The sequence below is a fragment of the Pandoraea captiosa genome (assembly GCF_902459775.1).
In the GTDB taxonomy this organism is placed as follows: Bacteria; Pseudomonadota; Gammaproteobacteria; order Burkholderiales; family Burkholderiaceae; genus Pandoraea; species Pandoraea captiosa.
Window position 1 is genome coordinate 44,120 of record NZ_CABPSQ010000009.1, and the last position, 17,808, is coordinate 61,927.

Annotated in this window: 17 protein-coding genes; 6 read left to right on the top strand and 11 right to left on the bottom strand. The window is 66.2% G+C overall.

All coding sequences use genetic code 11. The features are described from left to right. Nucleotides 1–1,287 carry an efflux RND transporter periplasmic adaptor subunit gene (locus tag PCA31118_RS19915; protein WP_246190332.1) on the bottom strand — a complete coding sequence of 429 codons (1,287 nt, stop codon included), beginning with the start codon at nucleotides 1,285–1,287 and terminating at the stop codon, nucleotides 1–3. 314 nt (nucleotides 1,288–1,601) lie between these two features. Between PCA31118_RS19915 and PCA31118_RS19920 the strand changes: the two genes are divergently transcribed. Both PCA31118_RS19920 and PCA31118_RS19925 read left to right on the top strand, forming a co-directional pair. Further along, entirely contained in the window at nucleotides 1,602–2,474 is an 873-nt protein-coding gene (locus tag PCA31118_RS19920) for a LysR family transcriptional regulator (protein WP_150626807.1), read from the top strand. Nucleotides 2,475–2,642: 168 nt separating this feature from the next. Then, entirely contained in the window at nucleotides 2,643–3,314 is a 672-nt protein-coding gene (locus PCA31118_RS19925) for an ankyrin repeat domain-containing protein (RefSeq protein ID WP_174990542.1), read from the top strand. Nucleotides 3,315–3,407: 93 nt separating this feature from the next. Here the strand turns inward: PCA31118_RS19925 and PCA31118_RS19930 are convergent, their stop codons facing one another. From PCA31118_RS19930 to cbiE, 7 genes are all read right to left on the bottom strand, one after another. Next, nucleotides 3,408–3,866, bottom strand: a complete 459-nt coding sequence (locus PCA31118_RS19930; RefSeq protein ID WP_150626809.1) for a YaiI/YqxD family protein — start codon at nucleotides 3,864–3,866, stop codon at nucleotides 3,408–3,410. A 99-nt stretch (nucleotides 3,867–3,965) separates the two neighbouring features. Next, nucleotides 3,966–5,234, bottom strand: a complete 1,269-nt coding sequence (locus tag PCA31118_RS19935) for an FAD-dependent oxidoreductase (RefSeq protein ID WP_343043298.1) — start codon at nucleotides 5,232–5,234, stop codon at nucleotides 3,966–3,968. A gap of 216 nt (nucleotides 5,235–5,450) precedes the next feature. Further along, entirely contained in the window at nucleotides 5,451–6,455 is a 1,005-nt protein-coding gene (locus PCA31118_RS19940) for an AraC family transcriptional regulator (protein ID WP_150626811.1), read from the bottom strand. Between the two features lie 49 nt (nucleotides 6,456–6,504). After that, entirely contained in the window at nucleotides 6,505–7,266 is a 762-nt protein-coding gene (gene cobF, locus PCA31118_RS19945) for a precorrin-6A synthase (deacetylating) (RefSeq protein WP_150626812.1), read from the bottom strand. Beyond that, nucleotides 7,263–8,009 carry a precorrin-4 C(11)-methyltransferase gene (gene cobM, locus PCA31118_RS19950; protein ID WP_150626813.1) on the bottom strand — a complete coding sequence of 249 codons (747 nt, stop codon included), beginning with the start codon at nucleotides 8,007–8,009 and terminating at the stop codon, nucleotides 7,263–7,265. The genes cobF and cobM overlap by 4 nt, the downstream gene beginning before the upstream one ends. Beyond that, nucleotides 8,006–8,779: a cobalt-precorrin-6A reductase gene (locus tag PCA31118_RS19955; RefSeq protein ID WP_246190333.1), complete on the bottom strand. Its 774-nt coding sequence runs from the start codon at nucleotides 8,777–8,779 to the stop codon at nucleotides 8,006–8,008. Before PCA31118_RS19955 ends, cobM begins: the two co-directional genes overlap by 4 nt. Then, nucleotides 8,776–10,005 carry a precorrin-6y C5,15-methyltransferase (decarboxylating) subunit CbiE gene (cbiE, locus tag PCA31118_RS19960; RefSeq protein ID WP_246190351.1) on the bottom strand — a complete coding sequence of 410 codons (1,230 nt, stop codon included), beginning with the start codon at nucleotides 10,003–10,005 and terminating at the stop codon, nucleotides 8,776–8,778. Before cbiE ends, PCA31118_RS19955 begins: the two co-directional genes overlap by 4 nt. Nucleotides 10,006–10,276: 271 nt before the next feature. On the opposite strand from cbiE, the gene PCA31118_RS19965 reads away from it, so the two are divergent. From PCA31118_RS19965 to cobJ, 4 genes are read left to right on the top strand one after another with little or no spacing between them, the layout of a single operon-like run. Continuing rightward, complete coding sequence (locus PCA31118_RS19965; protein ID WP_246190334.1) at nucleotides 10,277–11,719, top strand: precorrin-3B synthase; 1,443 nt, start codon at nucleotides 10,277–10,279, stop codon at nucleotides 11,717–11,719. After that, a complete protein-coding gene (locus PCA31118_RS19970; protein WP_150626816.1) occupies nucleotides 11,716–12,342 on the top strand; it encodes a precorrin-8X methylmutase in 627 nt (208 codons plus the stop codon). The genes PCA31118_RS19965 and PCA31118_RS19970 overlap by 4 nt, the downstream gene beginning before the upstream one ends. Next, a complete protein-coding gene (locus tag PCA31118_RS19975; RefSeq protein ID WP_150626817.1) occupies nucleotides 12,342–13,073 on the top strand; it encodes a precorrin-2 C(20)-methyltransferase in 732 nt (243 codons plus the stop codon). Before PCA31118_RS19970 ends, PCA31118_RS19975 begins: the two co-directional genes overlap by 1 nt. A gap of 5 nt (nucleotides 13,074–13,078) precedes the next feature. Beyond that, entirely contained in the window at nucleotides 13,079–14,818 is a 1,740-nt protein-coding gene (gene cobJ, locus PCA31118_RS19980; protein WP_150626818.1) for a precorrin-3B C(17)-methyltransferase, read from the top strand. Between the two features lie 113 nt (nucleotides 14,819–14,931). On the opposite strand, the gene PCA31118_RS19985 is transcribed toward cobJ, so the two are convergent. The 3 genes from PCA31118_RS19985 to PCA31118_RS19995 form a co-directional block, all read right to left on the bottom strand. Beyond that, entirely contained in the window at nucleotides 14,932–15,987 is a 1,056-nt protein-coding gene (locus PCA31118_RS19985) for a HoxN/HupN/NixA family nickel/cobalt transporter (RefSeq protein ID WP_150626819.1), read from the bottom strand. Nucleotides 15,988–15,997: 10 nt separating this feature from the next. Beyond that, nucleotides 15,998–16,528: a vWA domain-containing protein gene (locus PCA31118_RS19990; protein WP_246190335.1), complete on the bottom strand. Its 531-nt coding sequence runs from the start codon at nucleotides 16,526–16,528 to the stop codon at nucleotides 15,998–16,000. A gap of 179 nt (nucleotides 16,529–16,707) precedes the next feature. Continuing rightward, complete coding sequence (locus tag PCA31118_RS19995; protein ID WP_150626924.1) at nucleotides 16,708–17,805, bottom strand: magnesium chelatase ATPase subunit I; 1,098 nt, start codon at nucleotides 17,803–17,805, stop codon at nucleotides 16,708–16,710. Nucleotides 17,806–17,808 lie beyond the last annotated feature (3 nt).

The window sequence follows — 17,808 nt, forward strand, 5'->3', positions numbered from 1 at the left end:
TTAATGCGTCTCCGCTTGGGAGGCCGGACCGGCGCGCGCGGGCTCGACCGGTACGGCGTTGTTCTGGGTCTTCGCGTCGGAGGACGCGGCAGCAAGCGCGACGGCCTTGCCCGCATTCGCCGTGGCGGTGGCATCCGCCCGGGTCTTCACCTGCATGCCGTCGGAGAACTGCGCGACGTTCTGCACGATGACGTGTTCGCCCCCCTTGAGGCCGTCCGTCACCAGCCAGTCGCGACCATCGATCGCTTCGGCGCGAACCTTCCGGTCGTGCACCTTGCCTTGCGCGTCGACGACGCGAACGATCGCGCCTTCCCCCGTGCGGGTGAGCGACTCTCGCGGCACGCGCACCACGTTCGGATTCACCGCGCCCTGCATGCGCACCTGCACGAATGCGCCGGGCAGCAGCACGCCGTCCGGATTGGGCAGCAACGCCCGCATGGCGATGGTGTCGGTGCCGGGATCGACCGCCAGATCGGTGAACAGCAGCTTGCCGGGCAGCGCATACTCGCGACCGTCGGGCAACGTCACATGCACCTGCGGCGCAGCGGCCTCATTGCCCTGCTGCAACTTGCCTGCGCGCAGATCACGCGTCATCGCGTAGACCTCGGCGGCCGGTTGCGAGAAGTTCACATAAATCGGATCGATCTGCTCCACGCGCGTGAGCAGCGTGGGCGAGTCGAGCCCGACCAGTGCACCTTCGGTGACTTCCGCGCGACGCACGCGTCCGGCGATGGGCGATGTCACGCTCGTGTAGCCCAGGTTGAGTTCCGCCTTGCGCACTTCTGCCCGCGCCGCCAACACTTCGGCGCGCGTGCGCGCCTCGGCAGCCCGCGATTCTGCGTCTTCGCGCGCGCTGATGGCGTGCGATTCGAGCAGACCGCGATAGCGCTCGACCTTGTCGCGCGCCGAATCGTGCTCGGCCTGCGCCTTGGCAAGCGCGCCGCGCGCCGCGTCGAGGGCGGCAGACAGCGGTTGCGGATCGATTCGGAACAGCACGTCGCCCTTGGCGACCTTTTGTCCCTCCTGATATTTGCGCTCGATGACGACGCCGCCGGCGCGCGCGCGCACGTCGGCACTGCGGTAAGCCTCCAGGCGTCCCGGTTGCTGCATCGTGAGCGGCTCGGCACGACGCTCGACCGTGCGCACGACGGCCTCCGGTGAGGCGTCGGCTGTCTCTTTCTTGCCACGCTCCGAGCAAGCGGCAAGCAACAGAGTGCTGGCAATCAGACTGGCGGACACACCAGTCAGTAGTCCGAAGCGGGTTCGGTAATCGATTTTCGATGACATGTAAGCACGTTTGATTTACGACATCCGGACAGAGGTGTCGAAGCTGCGTTCGGTGCGCAACGTCGAGCGGGGCTGACGCGAAGGGCGTCAGCGATGGGGGAACCGGGGGCCCGCATCTCTCCAGGCGGCGCCGTGGGTGGCAGGTGCGCGTTGCGCGTGGGAGGTCTATGCCTGAGACCACCGGACCGGGAGATCCGGTCGTCTGCCGCCTCGCCTATGTTGGCGTTTCAATCTGGCGTTTTAGATTGGAGAAGCGCGATTCTGCCGCGAAAATCATGTTAGAAAAATTTGGAACCTATCTATAAAATGGATGAATGAACTGGACAATTGAACAATTACGCTACTTTGTGGCGGCAGCGGAGGAGGGTTCGATATCCGCTGCCGCTCGCCGTCTGGGCAAAGCGCAATCGGCGGTGAGCACGGCGATTGCCTTGCTCGAAGCCGATTTGGGATTTGAACTATTCGATCGCAGCCGACGCAATGCACGCCTGACCGACCAGGGCGAGGTCATGTTGCTCGAAGCGAAGGAATTGCTGCGTCAGGCGGAAGGGCTGAACCACCGGGCCAACGCGCTGGCGTTCGGCGAGCAGCCGCAGTTGTCGCTCGCGCTGGACGAAGCGCTGCCCTATCAGGCGGTGAGCGAACTGGTGCGGGACCTCGCGTACCAGTTCGCTTATCTCGAACTCACGCTGCTCAACGGCACCTCGACGGAAGTCGCCGAGTATGTGGAGAAGCAGCGCGCCGACATCGGTTTTCACGTCGATCGCGGCGCGATCTCATCGGCGCTGGGTCACAAGTACGTCGGCTCGGCCGTGCAGGGTGTGTTCGTGGCAGGCGACCACCCGCTGGCATACCGCGATCAGGTCACACGCGGCGATCTGGCCAAGTATCGCCAGATTCTGTTGCAAATGGACGACATCACCCCGCTGCAACTGAGTCCGTCGATCTGGCGCGCCGACAGTTCTTACGTCATCGCGAGCATGGTCGTCGACAAACTCGGCTGGGCCGTGTTGCCCATCGATATTGCGGAATACGAAGATCTGCATGAGCTTCGTTGCGACGACCTCGGGCTCCCCCAACTCCCGGTGCGGATGTTATGGCGCTTCGGTCGCGAGCCGAACGACGTGATGCGCTGGTGCGAAGCGCGTTTCGCCGAACTCCTGCGTGCCAGCACCGAGCAGGCCTGACAGCTTTGTAAGGTCAACGCGCCACAACCACGCCAGCGGTGCGAACCGTCCGGCATGCCGACTGTCGAATTCCCACATGACTTTGATGGATTCACGACGGCGTTTGCACAACACGCCTCGTGTCTTGTGGCGCCGCGTGTGGCAAGACGTCGGCATGGAGAGGCCGTGATGGCGAAACCCTCGAAAACCGCGTTGTTCAATGCAGCAAAAAAGTGGGATTGCGGCACTGTCGCCGCATTATTGGGAGATGTCCCCGATCTGATTTCCGCGACCGATCCGAAACACCGAACGGCGCTGCATCTGGCCTGCTCGGTGCGTCCGTCGGAGACTGGCGGTCTGCTCGAACCTAACGGTCTGAAGACGGTGGAGACGCTGCTCGACGCCGGCGCCCCGCTCGAAGGCGCCGTCCCGACGGAGGCAGACGCGGGCGACTTTCAGGCGACACCGCTCTGGTACGCGGTCGCGCGCGGCGAGAACCGTCCGCTGGTGGAGTTTTTGCTGCGTCGCGGCGCCAATCCGAGTCATTCCCTGTGGGCCGCGGTCTGGCGCGACGACGACGCCATGTGCCGCGCCCTGCTCGAATTCACGCCCACGCTGAATCTGCGCGCGCATGGCGAGACCCCGATCTTCTACGCCGCCCGTTTGCAACGGCTGGCAACGCTGCGTCTGCTGATCGATGCCGGCGCCGATCCGTCGATTGTCGACGATCGCGGGCGCGATTGCGTCGATATTGCCCGCGAGCGACGATTGCCCAGCGATATCGTGGCCATGCTCGAAGCGTTGCGCGAACGAATCAAGGACCAGGCGAACGCGCAAGCGCTGGCGCGACGCACGGCATGAGCCGTCTCAGCCCTCTCCGCCCTCTCCGCCCTCTCCGGCCTCCTGGGCGTCTACGCTTGCGACCTGACTGATACGCTTCGCTCGACCGCCCCCTCACCGTGGCATCTTGCGCTGGCGCGCCAGGAAGCGATCCAGTTCGCCGGCAAACGCTTTGCCGTCGCGCTGGCTGAACGGCGCGGGGCCACCGGTCTCGACGCCCGCGTTGCGCAGCTGGTCCATCATGTCCCGCACCGAGAGCCGCTCCTTGATGTTCTCCGGCGTAAACCAGCTTCCACGCGGATCAAGCACTTTGCCGCCCTTCTCGATGACGGCGGCGGCAAGCGGAATATCCCCCGTAATCACCAGATCCCCTGCCTCGACCATCTCGACGATGCGCGCATCCGCGACATCGAAGCCGGATGGCACCTGAACCGCTTTGATGAACGGCGACGGCGGTGTGCGCAGAAACTGATTGGCCACCAACGTCACCGGCATCTGCTCGCGATTGGCCGCGCGAAACAGGATTTCCTTGATCACGCCAGGGCAGGCGTCCGCATCGACAAGCACTTGCATTTCAGGTCACTTCCGCGAAAGAGGCGACCATGATACGGCAAGGCGCTCAGGCGCGATCTGTGCAACGTCGTGACGCGCACCGGCAAGCGCCGACGAGCGTCATTTCCCGGCAACGGGCGAACGGCGCAGCGCCTCCATCTGCGCGTAAAAGCTGTCGACCTTGTGCTGCGCCTCGCGTCGCATGGCATCGCGGCGCGCGCTCGACGTACCCGCATGCTCCTGCGCACCGGCTTCGCCCACGGCGCGCGAGACGTCCTGCACGAACTTGCACAAGGGATAACGCGCTTCACCGAATGCCTGCAAGGTGGGTTCGACGGCTTCGTTGCACGCGAGCATCTGGGCGAGCAGCACGGCGTCTTCCAGCGCCATGGCACCGCCCTGGCCCATGAATGGGGTGGACGCATGTGCCGCGTCGCCAATGATGACGACGCGACCGAGATGCCAGGGTAACGGTGTGGCAACTTCCTCGACGCCCGTGTACAGCACCTCGGACTCGCAAGAGAGCGTGTCGAGGAACTGCCGGGCCGGGCCACCGAACTCGGCGAAGCGCGCTTTCATCAGCGCGGGCCACTCGGCGCGCGCATACCAGGCGTCGTGCGGCTCAGCGATCGTCCCGAACAGATACAGGCGGTCGTCGCTGATCGGCATGATGCCAAGGCGCTTTCCGACGCCCATCATCATGATTTTCGCGGTGAGGTCGCTCGGGCGCGGATGCACGCTGCGCCACACGCCAAGCCCGGTGTACGTCGGCGCGATGGGTCCGGCGACGAGGCGACGAATCCCGGAGCGGATACCGTCTGCGCCCACGACGAGGTCGTACGTCTGCACTGCGCCGTCGGACAGGGCAACCGTCACCGCGTGCGATGAACTTTGGTTGATCGACACGGCGGTCGTATTCAGCCGGACATCGACGTTTAGCGCGGCGATTCGTGCTGCCAGCACGCGATGCATCTGCGCCCGGCGAATACCGACGATGGGGGCAATGCCGGGATATCGCGATGGATAGAAGGTATCGACGATCGGCTCGCCATTCTGATTGAGATAAATATTGCGACCGTCGGCAATCGCGAAGCCGCTGGCCAGAATCTCCGGCAGCACGCCGAGCTCGGAGAGCGCCGCGAGGCCGTTGCTGTAGATGAAGATGCCCGAGCTTTGAAACTTCCACTCGGGTTGCGCCTCGACCAATGTGACTTGCGCGCCCGTCTGCGCCAGCGAAATGGCGGCCGCGCATCCCGCAATCCCGCCGCCGACGATCAGCACGCGCCTTCCCTGATTTCCCTGCTTCATGCTCCCTCCCATTGCCTGATGCCTGATGCCTGATGCCTGATGCCTGATGCCTGATGCCTGATGCGCATGGCGTGTCGCCATTCCGGCGTCGTGTGGACGGAATTATTGGCTTGGGTAGCGGTGCGCTCAACCTCCGGAACGCCGGATTCGGGCACCGATCGTCCGGATCGTGCGGATCGTCTGGATTGTCCGGCGCACGAAGACGAATGCAGCGGGTGGCCTCGCTCAACTGTCGGCCTGAATGTTGACCCGAATGTCGACCTGAATGTCGGCCTAACTGTCGGCTTGATCGTCGGCTTAGCCGCCGTTCTCGTCGCGCTGATACTGCGTCGGCGACACCCCGATCCAACGCTGAAACGCGCGGGCGAAAGCCTTTTCCGAGGCGTAGCCAACGGCTTCGGCCACATCACCGATGCGCGCTCGCGGCTGACGCAGACGCTCTGCCGCGACGTTCATCCGGTAGGCGCTCAGATACTGCATCGCAGGCACGCCGATCAACGCGCGAAAGCGCTCGGCGAACACGGTGCGGGAGAGATAAGCGACGGCGGCCAGCTCAGGCAGGGTCCAGTCGCGTCGAGGCGCCTCATGCATGGCGGCGATGGCTCGGGCAATGCCAGGATCGTCGAGTGCTCCGAGTGTTCCAAGTGCTCCCAGCGTGCCGCGCGTCCCCTTCGGCCCTGTCGTGTGTGCGCCCGTGCGCAGGTACTCGCCCAGAATGCGCACCAGCAGAAGATCGCCCATACGTGCGGCCGACAGCTGCCAGCCGGGGCGTTGCGCCAGCGAGTCCTGTACGAGCAGTTCCATCGTGACGGCGAGCGTGTGTGCCAACGCATGCTCGTCCGCGCGCAGCACGATCAGCGACGACAGACCCGCCTGGACACTGGCAACGTCGAGCGCGGGCATCCATAGATGAAGCGAATAGAGCTGGGTCGCAACGGCATCGGCAGCGTCCCTTCCGTACGTCAGTGCAATGGGATGATCGCCATGGCGTCCGACCATGTGCGTCTTGAGCACGTCGGCGAAGGGCACGACATCGTGCGCCTTCGGCGAAGGCGTCGACGACACGATATGGGGCGTTCCTCGCGGCAACATGACGATGTCGTGCGGCCCGATCTGCGTCGCCTGCCCACCGTCGACGTGAATCCAATACCCTTGCCCGGTGCACATCCGAATCAATGCGCCCTCGGTGCCGGTCGAGTGCAACGCCCAGGGCGCGAGCAACCGGAAGCTCGCCGTCACGGCACGCTCGGCTTTGCAGGCGCCGAGGATATGACTGAGAACGTCGCGAGGGCCGGAATTCATGGACGGCAGAACATGGAGGGGAAAGAGTTGGCGGCGGCGCTGCGAGATTCTAGCGCCGACGCAGCAAATAGGTATCCATGATCCAGCCGTGCGTGCGGCGCGCTTCGTCGCGTACCCGTTCGATCTCGTCCATGACGTCGCGCAGCGGCCCGGCGATGAGAATCTCGTCCGGGGTGCCGACATACGCCCCCCAGAAGATGTCGAGGTCTTCGTGCGCGAGTTGCTTGTACGAGTGCTTCGCGTCCAGCATCACCACGACGGTGTCGACACCTTGCGGAAACCCGTCGACGATGCCACGACCGTTGGTGATCTCGATGGACTTGCCGATCTGGTTCAGCGGAATGCGATGCTGCGCCGCGAGCGCCTGCACGCTGCTGATCCCCGGAATGACGTCGAACTCGAACGTGTCGTCACCCTGCGCACGAATCGCATCCAGAATTCGGATCGTGCTGTCGTACAGCGACGGATCTCCCCACACCAGAAACGCCCCAACTTCGCCGTCGCGCATCGATTCCGAAATCAGGCGCGCGAAGATCTGCTGCTTGTCGCGGTTCAACTCGTCGACGGCCACGCGGTAGTCGTCGTCCGATGCATCGCGTCGGCGCTCGGGACTCGTCGCCTCCACAATGCGATAGTCGCGCCCCTTCACGAACCGTTCGATGATGTGCCTGCGCAGCGCGACGAGCTTCTCCTTGGCCGCGCCCTTGTCCATGACGAAGAACACATCGGCACGGTTGAGCGCGTCGATCGCCTGCACCGTCAGATAGTCGGGATTGCCTGCACCGATGCCGATAATCAGAATCTTCTTCATCGCCCCATCTCCACGTGCCGCGCCGTCGCGTACAACGACGAGTCGGCGAAGCCATCCGCGGCCAACACGCGCCCCACCAGAATCAGCGCGGTGCGCTCGATGCCGGTCTGCCCGACTTTCGCTTCGATGTCCGCCAGCGTGCCGGTCACGCGTGTCTCGTCCGGCCAGCTGGCGCGGTACACGACTGCGATCGGACAATCGTCGCCGTAATGCGGTCTGAGCTCGGCGACGATGCGCGCGAGGTGCCGCACGCCGAGGTGAATCGCCATGGTCGCACCATGGCGCGCCAGGTCACCCAGCGCTTCGCCCTCCGGCATCGATGTCCGGGTCGCGTATCGCGTGAGGATCAGCGTCTGCGAAATGCCCGGCAGCGTCAGTTCGCAACCGAGCGTCGCGGCGCATGCGGCCGTGGCGGTGACACCCGGCACGATCTCGTAGGGAATGTCCAGCGCCCGCAGGCGCCGGATCTGCTCGCCGATGGCGCCGTACAGCGACGGATCGCCGGAGTGCAAGCGGGCGACATCCTGCCCCTTCGCGTGCGCCCCGGCCAGCAACGCAACGATGGTGTCGAGATCGAGCTCGGCCGTGTTGACGACCTGCCCGGCGGTATGGCCGTCGAGCACCGCCTGGGGCACCAGCGAGCCTGCGTAAAGAATCACCGGACAGCTTCGGACCAGCCGCTGCCCCTTGACCGTAATCAGTTCAGGGTCGCCGGGTCCGGCGCCAATGAAATAAACCGTCATGCTTCGTTCCTTCGTGAGGCGGTCTGAATGTGATGCGCGCTCGCGGTGTCGCGCAAGGTGTCGAGCGCCGCCAGCAAGGTTGCGCCGCAGCCGAACGTGCGATCCGTTTCGATCGCCGCCGGGCGCGCCAGCATCACCACCGGCAAGCCGCGCTCGCGCGCGACATCGAGTTTGGCTTCTGTTGCCGCGCCGCCACTGTGCTTGCTCACGACGACGTCGATGTCGTGCCGCGTAAATAACGCGCGCTCGCTCTCGAGGGTGAACGGACCGCGCGCGCCAATGACCGTCGCCTGCGCGTTGCCCGGATGTTCGTCCAGACAGCGCACCACCCAGCGCTGATGCGCGGGAATCGCGTCGAGATGGCTTAGCGGCGCGCGCCCCAGGGTGAACAGCGGACGCGAAAAGGCTGCCAGTGCCTCGCACATCGCGGGCCAGTCGGGCACGAATCGCCAGTCGTCGCCGGCTCTGGCCTGCCACGGTTCGCGTCGCAGCGACCACACCGTCACGCCGGCCTGACGCCCGGCGACGACGGCGTTTGCACTCATGCGCGCGGCATAGGGATGCGTGGCATCGATCAGCAAGTCGATGCCTTCGCCTTCGAGATATCGCGCCAGCCCCTCGGGGCCACCGAAGCCGCCAACACGCACGCGGCACGGCAGATCGTCGGGCACCCGGCCGAGGCCCGCCAGACTGTAGACGTCGTTCCGACCGAGATGACGGGCGATCTTCAGGGCGTCGCCCGTACCGCCCAGCAGCAGAACGCGCTTCACGAACCGGCTCCGTCCGCCGAGACCCGCGGCCGGGTCACGTCCCACAGCGTGATCGGCAACGCCGCACGCCACGTGTCGAAGCCGCCGAGCGGCTGAACTTCGCTGATGGCGAGGCGCGTGAGCGTGCCGCCGTGGCGCTCGCGCCATTCGACCAGCACCGCTTCGCTTTGCAGCGTCACGGCGTTCGCGACGAGCCGCCCGCCCGGACGCAGGCTCGACCAGCAGGCATCGAGCACGCCCGGCACCGTGACGCCGCCACCAATGAAAATGGCATCCGGCGCGGGTAAGCCTTGCAGTGCATCGGGCGCGCGGCCCGCAACCAGTTGCAGCCCGGGCACGCCCAGCGCATCGCGATTGTGCGCAATGAATGCCTGACGCTCGGGCGACGATTCGATGGCGATGGCCCGGCACGTCGGATGCGAGCGCATCCATTCGATACCGATGGAACCGCACCCGGCGCCCACATCCCAGAGCAGCGCGCCCGGATGCGGCTCCAGCCGCGATAAGGTGACGGCACGCACGTCGCGCTTGGTGAGTTGACCGTCGTTGAGGAACGCGTCATCGGGCAGCCCGACACTTAGCGCAAGCGAGCGCCCGTTGGCGTCGACCCGGCACGTCAGGGCAATGAGGTTGAGAGCTTCGACCTCGCGACCGCCCCACTGCTGCGCCGTGGCATCGATGCGGTGCTCGCCGGCGCCGCCCAGCGACTCGAATACGCTCATGAGCGTGTCGCCGAAACCGTTGGCGCACAGCATGGCGGCGACCTCTGCGGGCGACGCACCATCGCGGCTTAGCACCAGCAGTCTCGCGCCATCGCGCAAATGCGCGTTCAGCGTGGCCAACGACCTGCCGACCAGCGAGACCGGCTGCACGTCCTGCAATGCCCACCCCAGTCGTGCGGCGGCGAGCGAGAGCGACGACGGGGCGCCGATCACATGCATCTCGCCGGCCGGAATGTGCCGGGCGAGCGTTGCGCCCACGCCGAACAGCATCGGATCGCCGCTGGCAAGCACGCACACGGGCGTGCCGCGCCAGTTCGCCACATGCGCGACATCGAACGGTCTGGGCCAGGGTTCGCGTCGTGCGCGAAGGCGCGCCGGCAGCATCGACAGATGGCGCGGCGCGCCGGTGACGATCTGCGCGTCGAGCAGGGCCCGGCGAGCCTTTCGGCCCAGTCCGGCAAACCCGTCCTCGCCTATGCCGATCACCGTCAGCCAGGGCGTCATCGCATCGCCGCTCGTCATTCTCGATCCTCTGTTCGCGACCCGCAAAATCGGGGCCGAAAAGCGCAAAGCAGGCATAATACCGCTTTGCTGAAGCCCCCCGGGGCGATTGTCGCCACGTCGGTCAATTGTTCAGTCTGAGCGCCGCCTCAACTCGACGGCCAGAACCGTCGACATGCCACCGGACACGACCGCTCCCGTCATTCATCGAACCTTGGATCACGCCTCTTTTCCTTCACCACGGCCCTCTGCCTGTCCTGCGCTCGGACGCATCGTGGCCAGCCGCGACGGCGGGCTGTGCCGGGTGAAGCTGCCCGGCGGAAAACTGAGTGCGACACAGGCCGTTGCCATCGCCAACGCTGCCGAGACCTTTGCCAGCGGCACGATCGAGTTGACGAACCGGGCCAATCTTCAATTGCGCGGCGTGCGAAGCGTGCCAGCCGTGCCAGCCATGGAAGCACGCCCACAGGCGGAACTGAGTCTGACACAGCGCTTGCTCGAAGACGGACTGGGGCCGCGCATGCTGCATGCGTTGCCGGGCGGGAATGACCTCCGGCGCATCGCCGTTGCCGACGACGTGCGCAATCTCATGCTCAGTGCCACTGCCGGGGTCGATGCCGGGGCGCTTTACGACACGACGACGCTGGCGGACGCCATCCTCGTGCGCCTCGAAAACGAACCGCGCTTCGCGGCGCTCTCCCCCAAATTCTCGATTCTTCTCGACGGCGGCGAACACCTCGCCGCCCTCGATCATCCGCACGACGTCTGGCTCTCGCCGATGTGCGCGGCAGGCGCGGCGCAGCCGAGGTTCGTGTTCGGCTTCGCAGGACATCCGACCACGACCGCCGGCGGCGCCCTCGCGGCGATCCGGGCGGAGGACATTCCCGCGTTCGTGCACGCGGTGCTGTGCACGTTCGTCGATCTCGCAACGGATGACGACAAGCGCATGCGCGATCTGTTGCGCGTGCGGTGCGCGAGCGACCTGGCCGAGCGTGCCGCAGCGATGGCCGGCGTGACCTTATACCGCGACGCCGATGTGGACGCGTGGCGACGCACGCCTGCCGACACGCTGCGTCGATTCGGCGCCTGGGCCCAGCGCGGCGATGGAGGCAATGGAGGCGGCAGCAGTGCCAGCAGTGCCAGCAGTGCCTTGTGGCACGTCGGCGCACAGGCCCCGCTCGGGCGCATCGACGCCCCGACGTTGCGCGCTCTCGCCCGACTTGCCGACGCGCACGCATCGGGCACGTTGCGCATCACGCCATGGCAGGGCGTTATGTTCACCGACGTACCGAGGCACGACGTGCGGACCCTCGAACAGGCGCTCGATGCGCTCGGCCTGATCCGCAGCCCCGAGACGCCGCTGGGTCGCCTGATCGCCTGCGCGGGCGCCACGGGGTGCGCCAAAGCGCTCTCCGACACCAAGACCGATGCCCGCGAACTTGCAGCGCGTCTGCACCAAGGCGTGGAGGTCCATTTGAGCGGCTGCGCGCGCTCCTGTGCCGCCGCCCACTGCGCCCCCTGGACGCTGCTCGCCGTCGGTCCGGGTCGGTACGACCTGTACCGGCAGACCGCGTCGGACACGGCGCAGCCCACGCCCGGCCATCGTCAGCCTCGCCTGCCTGACCACAAACGCTTCGGCGAGCGCATCGCCACCGATATGCCCCTCGAAGCGATTGCGCTTCGACTGAACTTGCAAGACCGGATTGCCCAGCCATGATTGATTACGTCCGCGACGGACAGGCCATCTACCGCGAATCGTTCGCCACGATCCGCGCCGAAGCCGACCTCTCGCGCATTCCTCCCGATCTCGAAAAGCTTGCCGTTCGCGTGATCCACGCGTGCGGCATGGTCGACATCGTCGACGACCTGAATTTCTCCGACGGCGCAGGCGCCGCCGGGCGCCGTGCCCTTGTGGCCGGCGCGCCGATTCTGTGCGACGCCAACATGGTCGCCCACGGCGTAACCCGCGCGCGCCTTCCCGCAGCGAATCCGGTTGTGTGCACGCTCACCGACCCTGCCGTGCCCGAGCTTGCCCGCTCGACGGGCAATACGCGCTCGGCGGCAGCGCTCGAACTGTGGCGTCCGATGCTCGCGGGCAGCGTCGTCGCCATCGGCAATGCACCGACCGCGCTGTTCCATCTGCTCGACATGCTCGATCAGGGCGCTCCCCGCCCCGCACTGATCCTCGGCTTTCCCGTAGGCTTCGTGGGCGCGGCCGAATCGAAAGCGATGCTCGCTGCCGACAGTCGCGGCGTGCCTTATGTGATCGTCTCAGGCCGCCGTGGCGGCAGCGCCATGGCCGCAGCCGCCATCAACGCTCTGGCTTCGGAGGTCGAATAATGACAATCGCCGGCAAACTCTTCGGTATCGGCGTCGGCCCGGGCGACCCCGAGTTGCTCACGCTCAAGGCGCTGCGCCTGCTGCAAGCGGCTCCCGTTGTCGCGTACTTCGTGGCAAAGGGAAAACGGGGTAATGCGTTCGGCATCATCGAAGACCACCTGCGTGACGCACAGACGCGTATGCCGCTCGTGTATCCGGTGACGACGGAGGCGCTTGAGCCGCCACTGTCCTACGAGACGATCATCGCTGACTTCTACGACACCGCCGCGGCCCTGATCGGCGAGCATCTGGCAGCCGGACGCGACGTGGCAGTGGTCTGCGAAGGCGATCCGTTCTTCTACGGTTCGTACATGTACCTGCACGACCGCCTGGCCGGTCGGTTTGCCGCCGAAGTCGTGCCGGGCGTGTGTTCGATGCTCGGCGGGGCCGCCGTGCTGGGCACGCCGCTCGTCTACCGGAACCAGAGCCTGTCGGTCCTCTCCGGCGTGCTGCCCGAAGACGAATTGCGGCGCAAGCTGGCCGACACGGATGCAGCCGTCATCATGAAGCTCGGCCGCAACTTCGATAAGGTGCGTCGCGTACTCGAAGACCTCGGCCTTTCCGAGCGTGCGCTGTACGTCGAACGGGCAACGATGCCCAACGAACGGATCGTGCCGCTCGCGCAGGTCGATCCGAGCGCGTCGCCCTACTTCTCGCTGCTTGTCGTGCCGGGGCAGAAATGGCAGGGATGAACCCGATGTCGAACGCACCCGCCATCGTCGTGCTCGGGCGCAGTGCGCTCGACACCGCACGACGCCTTCAGGCGGGCCTGCCGCAGGCCACCGTCCACGGCTTGGCTGCGCGCGTCGGCAACGACGCCGATGTGCGCTTCACCCAGCTCGGCGAACATCTTCAGGCGCTCTACGCTGCGGGGACGCCGATCGTCGCCCTGTGCGCCGCAGGCATCGTCATTCGTTGCGTGGCGCCGATGCTGAACAACAAGGGGACGGAGCCGCCGGTACTTGCCGTAGCGGAAGACGGCAGCGCCGTCGTGCCGTTGCTCGGCGGGCTGGCGGGGGTCAACGTACTGGCGCGCCAAATCGCCCGGACGCTGGGCGTAGCACCTGCGATCACCACGAGCGGCGAACTGCGATTCGGCACCTGTCTTCTGAATCCCCCCGACGGCTATGTGCTCGCCGACCTGACACAGAGCAAGCATTTCGTATCGGACCTGCTGGCCGGAGAGACAGTGCGCATTGAAGGCGACGCCCCGTGGCTCGATGACTGCGATCTGCCACAGGCGGACACTGCCACGCGCACGATTCATGTCACGCCCTTCGTCGACGAGGGTCATCGCGACGCGCTGGTCATTCACCCGCGCAGTGTCCTCGCTGCCATCACCCGGACCGGGGAGAACCAGGCGACGCAAGTGCGGGATATGCTCGCGGCGCAAGGCCTCTCGGCGCATGCGCTGGCCGTCGTCGTGGCGCCGCGCGCTTTGATGGGCAACGTCCACCTGCAGACGACGGCCGATGCGCTCGGCGTGCCGTTGCGCTTTGCAGCGTTCGGCGAGCTTGCCGACGTTGCCTCCCCCCAGATGAGCGATTGGCTGACGGATTGGCTCACGACGACGCTCGGCAACGGCATCGATATCCGCCAGGGCGAACACGGCATCACCCTCGCACGCACCGCCGCGCCCATCGATCCGGCGACCGTCGGTCAGCCCCGCGGCACGCTGAGCGTCATCGGGCTCGGCCCGGGCGACGCGGCGCTACGTGTGCCGCAGGCCAGCGCCGCGCTGAGCGCGGCGACCGACATTCTCGGCTATGCCACTTACGTGGCGATGGCCGGTCCGTTCCGCGACGACCAGACGTTGCACGAGACCGACAACCGTGAGGAACTCATGCGCGCCCGCCATGCGTTCGCGCTGGCGAGTGCCGGCAAGCAGGTCGTGGTCGTCTCGTCGGGAGATCCGGGCGTGTTCGCCATGGCGAGCGCCGTGTTCGAAGCGCTCGACGGCAGCGACGACCCCGCGTGGAGAACGGTCGACCTGCGTATCGTGCCGGGCATCTCTGCGGCAATGGCGACGGCGGCGCAGGCAGGTGCGCCACTGGGGCACGACTTCTGCGTGCTGTCGCTGTCGGACAATCTGAAGCCGTGGCGCGTCATCTGCGAGCGCCTGCAACATGCCGCGCAGGCGGACCTCGTCATGGCGTTCTACAACCCGATCTCCCGGGCGAGGCCGTGGCAACTTGGCGAAGCGCTCGACATCGTCAGGCAGTGGCGTGCGCCGCAAACCCGCGTCGTGCTCGGCCGCGACATCGGACGCCCCGGCGCGACGCTGACCACCACCACCCTGGGTGAGCTGCGCCCCGAACAGGTGGACATGCGCACGATGGTCATCATCGGCTCGTCGACGACGCGCGGGATCGACGGCGGCCCCCACGGCGAGTGGATCTATACGCCGCGCTGGTACGGCGAAGCGCCCGGACGCTGACACGCCAACCCCGACCGGCCCTCGGGTGGGGACGAACGGGGCGCAGGGCGCGCCAGGCGCCGCCACGCAGGCGCACTGGCACGATGGCACGACGGCACGATCACAGCGGCCAATCAGACCGGCTCGGCAGGTCCGAGCTTGTCGTATCCCTTGGCCCGGTAGACGAGAAACGACAGCAGCCACGACACGATGAACACGCCGATGATCACGAAGCCGAGATTGTTGAAGTTCTCGTTCAGTTCGCCGATCACATCCCAGAACCCGCCTGTGAGATCGAACTTGCTCTGGAACATGCCGAGCGTTTCGATGCCGCCGATGAGTACCGCGACAAGCACCGATACCAGTGTGATCGTCAGGTTGTAGTAGAGCTTGCGGATCGGGCGCACGAACGCCCACTCGTACGCGCCGAGCATGAGAATGCCGTCGGTCGTGTCGACCAGCGTCATGCCCGCCGCGAACAGCGCCGGGAACACCAGCACCGTGCCGATCGACACGCCGTGCGCCGCCTGACTCGCCGAAAGCGCCAGCAGACTCACTTCGGTCGCCGTATCGAAGCCAAGGCCGAACAGAAATCCCAGCGGCAACATCCATACCGGGTGCGAAACCAGCCGGAACATCGGGCGGAACAGGCGTGAGACGAACCCGCGATTGTTGAGCAGAATGTCGAGGTCGTCGCTGTCGTACGGCAGGCCGTTGCGCACTTTGTCGAACGCCCGCCACACACCGCGCAGGATCACGATGTTCATCGCGGCAATCAGAAACAGGAACGTGGCCGAGATGCTCGTGGAGATGACGCCGCCCACGCCACGCCATTGCTCGACGCGATTTTGCAGCGCCACGGCGGCAATCGCCACCCCGGCCGCAACGATCAGGACCACGGCGGAGTGACCGAGCGCGAAGAAGAAGCCGACCGAGACGGGACGCTGCCCGTCCTGCATCAGCTTGCGGGTGACGTTGTCGATGGCGGCGATGTGATCGGCATCCACCGCGTGCCGCAGGCCGAAACCCCACGCCAGCACGCCCGTGCTCAGCAGCAGCGGATCGCCGCGAAAGGCGATGAACGCCCAGATCCACGCGCCAAGATTGAACGCGACCAACAGGGCATACATACCGCTCACCCGATTGCGCAAGCGTCCGGAAGACGATCCAGCCTGAAGCGAAAGCGACATACGGTCGATCCTAGAGAGAATTCATTCTTTGCTGCGCAACGTCATCCAGATGCACGCACCGCCCCCCCCAAGCGCGGGCGAGACGTTCGCTTCCGCCCAACGCGATATGGCCCGCTCGGCGCGGCTCACAGTCGATCACGACCACCCGGTCCGCCGCGTCGGGCTTCGGCGGAATCTCGCGCACGCGCCCGTCGGTGAGTACCCAGAGCACGCGAATTTGCGACGCCTGCCGACGCTTCGCCCGGTCCAGCACGTGCGCTGCGGACGCCACACCGGCAGGCAACGGCGTGCCACCACCGCCGCCAATCGGTTCGATCCAGCGCTCGTTCCACCAGCGCGGCACTGCCGGGCCGTACAGCACCTCCGCGCGATCTCCGCCGAAGCGAATCAGTGCGGCCTCGGCACGCTCGCGCGCGAGTCGGTCGAAGCTATCGAGCAGCCAGCCCTTCGCCTGCGCCAGACAGTTCAGCATCGAGGCCGAGCCGTCGAGCAGGAAGCAATGTAGTTCGCCACCGGGCGCCTCGTCTTCGACGTAGCGCAAATGCGTCCTGCCGAGAGGCAAGGGGCCTTTGCGCAGCAACGTCGCCTCCCACGCGATGCCACGCCCCGGCTCGGGCGTCTCGCCACGCCGTTTGGATCGTCTTCGTTGCCCTGCGTCGCCAGGCGCGCGGAACCATCGGGAGCCGCCGAACACGTCGACGGAGGCGTCCTCCCGATGGCTCAGCGTTTTTTTGACGACAGCGGGACGACGCCCTTCACACGAGTTGTGCCGGTTGCCTCCGGCGGCAGGTAGCCCCAATCGGCTGCCTCGTTGCCGGTAGGCCTCGTGGTGTCCGTTTCGTGACCGGACGAGGACGCATGCCCTCTCCGCACCTCGTGACCGGTATCGTGCGTCGATGTTGCGGTGGATGCTGTAGGCGATGCTGCGCTCGATCCCTCCGACGATGCAGCCTGCGGCGCGGCATGCCGCCGGTGTCGCAATACCAGATCGGCCACGCGCCGCACGTGAGCACGCGTCGCCGCAGGCGACGATTCGAGCGCCGCCAGCGCCCGCGCGGCGCGCAGCATGATCAGATCGGCACGCATACCATCGACCTGCGCCGCAATGCACAACTCGCTCACCGCATCGTGCACGTCGTCATCGATCTCGACGGCGCCCAGTGCCGCACGCGCGTCGAGAACACGCTGGCGCTGCACGGCCTGCGCCTGTGCATGACGCGCGTGAAAACCCACCGGATCGAGATCGAAGGCGAGCCGCGTTCTGACGATCTGCTGACGCACCTGCACATCGAAACAATTCTCCAGCGCCACCATGAGGCCAAAGCGGTCCAGCAACTGCGGGCGGAGTTCGCCTTCCTCGGGATTCATCGTGCCGACGAGCATGAAGCGCGCCGCGTGCCGGTGCGATACGCCATCGCGCTCCACCACGTTGACGCCGCTGGCCGCCACGTCCAGCACCACGTCGACGAGCGAATCGGCCAGCAGATTCACCTCATCGACGTACAACACGCCCTGATGCGCGCGTGCGAGCAACCCGGGCGAGAATTTCACGCCGCCGCCACGCAGGGCTTCGTCGATATCGAGCGCACCGATCAGGCGTGCCTCGCTCGCGCCCAACGGCAGCGTCACGAACGGGCAATCGGGCAACAGATCGGCCAGCGAGCGCGCCGCGGTCGATTTCGCGGTCCCGCGCGGGCCGCTCACGAGCACCCCACCGATCGACGGATCGACCGCAACGAGCAGCAGTGCATCGCGCAACGAGGTCTGACCGACGAGTGCCGTCAGTGGAAACGGCGGGGGCAGTGCAATGGATTCCATGTC

What these genes read in the sequence shown, in the direction of transcription:
- PCA31118_RS19915 (WP_246190332.1), bottom strand. Translation starts at nt 1,287, where the DNA reads ATGTCATCGAAAATCGATTACCGAACCCGCTTCGGACTACTGACTGGT.
- PCA31118_RS19920 (WP_150626807.1), top strand. Translation starts at nt 1,602, where the DNA reads ATGAACTGGACAATTGAACAATTACGCTACTTTGTGGCGGCAGCGGAG.
- PCA31118_RS19925 (WP_174990542.1), top strand. Translation starts at nt 2,643, where the DNA reads ATGGCGAAACCCTCGAAAACCGCGTTGTTCAATGCAGCAAAAAAGTGG.
- PCA31118_RS19930 (WP_150626809.1), bottom strand. Translation starts at nt 3,866, where the DNA reads ATGCAAGTGCTTGTCGATGCGGACGCCTGCCCTGGCGTGATCAAGGAA.
- PCA31118_RS19935 (WP_343043298.1), bottom strand. Translation starts at nt 5,234, where the DNA reads ATGGCGACACGCCATGCGCATCAGGCATCAGGCATCAGGCATCAGGCA.
- PCA31118_RS19940 (WP_150626811.1), bottom strand. Translation starts at nt 6,455, where the DNA reads ATGAATTCCGGCCCTCGCGACGTTCTCAGTCATATCCTCGGCGCCTGC.
- cobF (WP_150626812.1), bottom strand. Translation starts at nt 7,266, where the DNA reads ATGAAGAAGATTCTGATTATCGGCATCGGTGCAGGCAATCCCGACTAT.
- cobM (WP_150626813.1), bottom strand. Translation starts at nt 8,009, where the DNA reads ATGACGGTTTATTTCATTGGCGCCGGACCCGGCGACCCTGAACTGATT.
- cbiE (WP_246190351.1), bottom strand. Translation starts at nt 10,005, where the DNA reads ATGACGCCCTGGCTGACGGTGATCGGCATAGGCGAGGACGGGTTTGCC.
- PCA31118_RS19970 (WP_150626816.1), top strand. Translation starts at nt 11,716, where the DNA reads ATGATTGATTACGTCCGCGACGGACAGGCCATCTACCGCGAATCGTTC.
- PCA31118_RS19975 (WP_150626817.1), top strand. Translation starts at nt 12,342, where the DNA reads ATGACAATCGCCGGCAAACTCTTCGGTATCGGCGTCGGCCCGGGCGAC.
- cobJ (WP_150626818.1), top strand. Translation starts at nt 13,079, where the DNA reads ATGTCGAACGCACCCGCCATCGTCGTGCTCGGGCGCAGTGCGCTCGAC.
- PCA31118_RS19985 (WP_150626819.1), bottom strand. Translation starts at nt 15,987, where the DNA reads ATGTCGCTTTCGCTTCAGGCTGGATCGTCTTCCGGACGCTTGCGCAAT.
- PCA31118_RS19995 (WP_150626924.1), bottom strand. Translation starts at nt 17,805, where the DNA reads ATGGAATCCATTGCACTGCCCCCGCCGTTTCCACTGACGGCACTCGTC.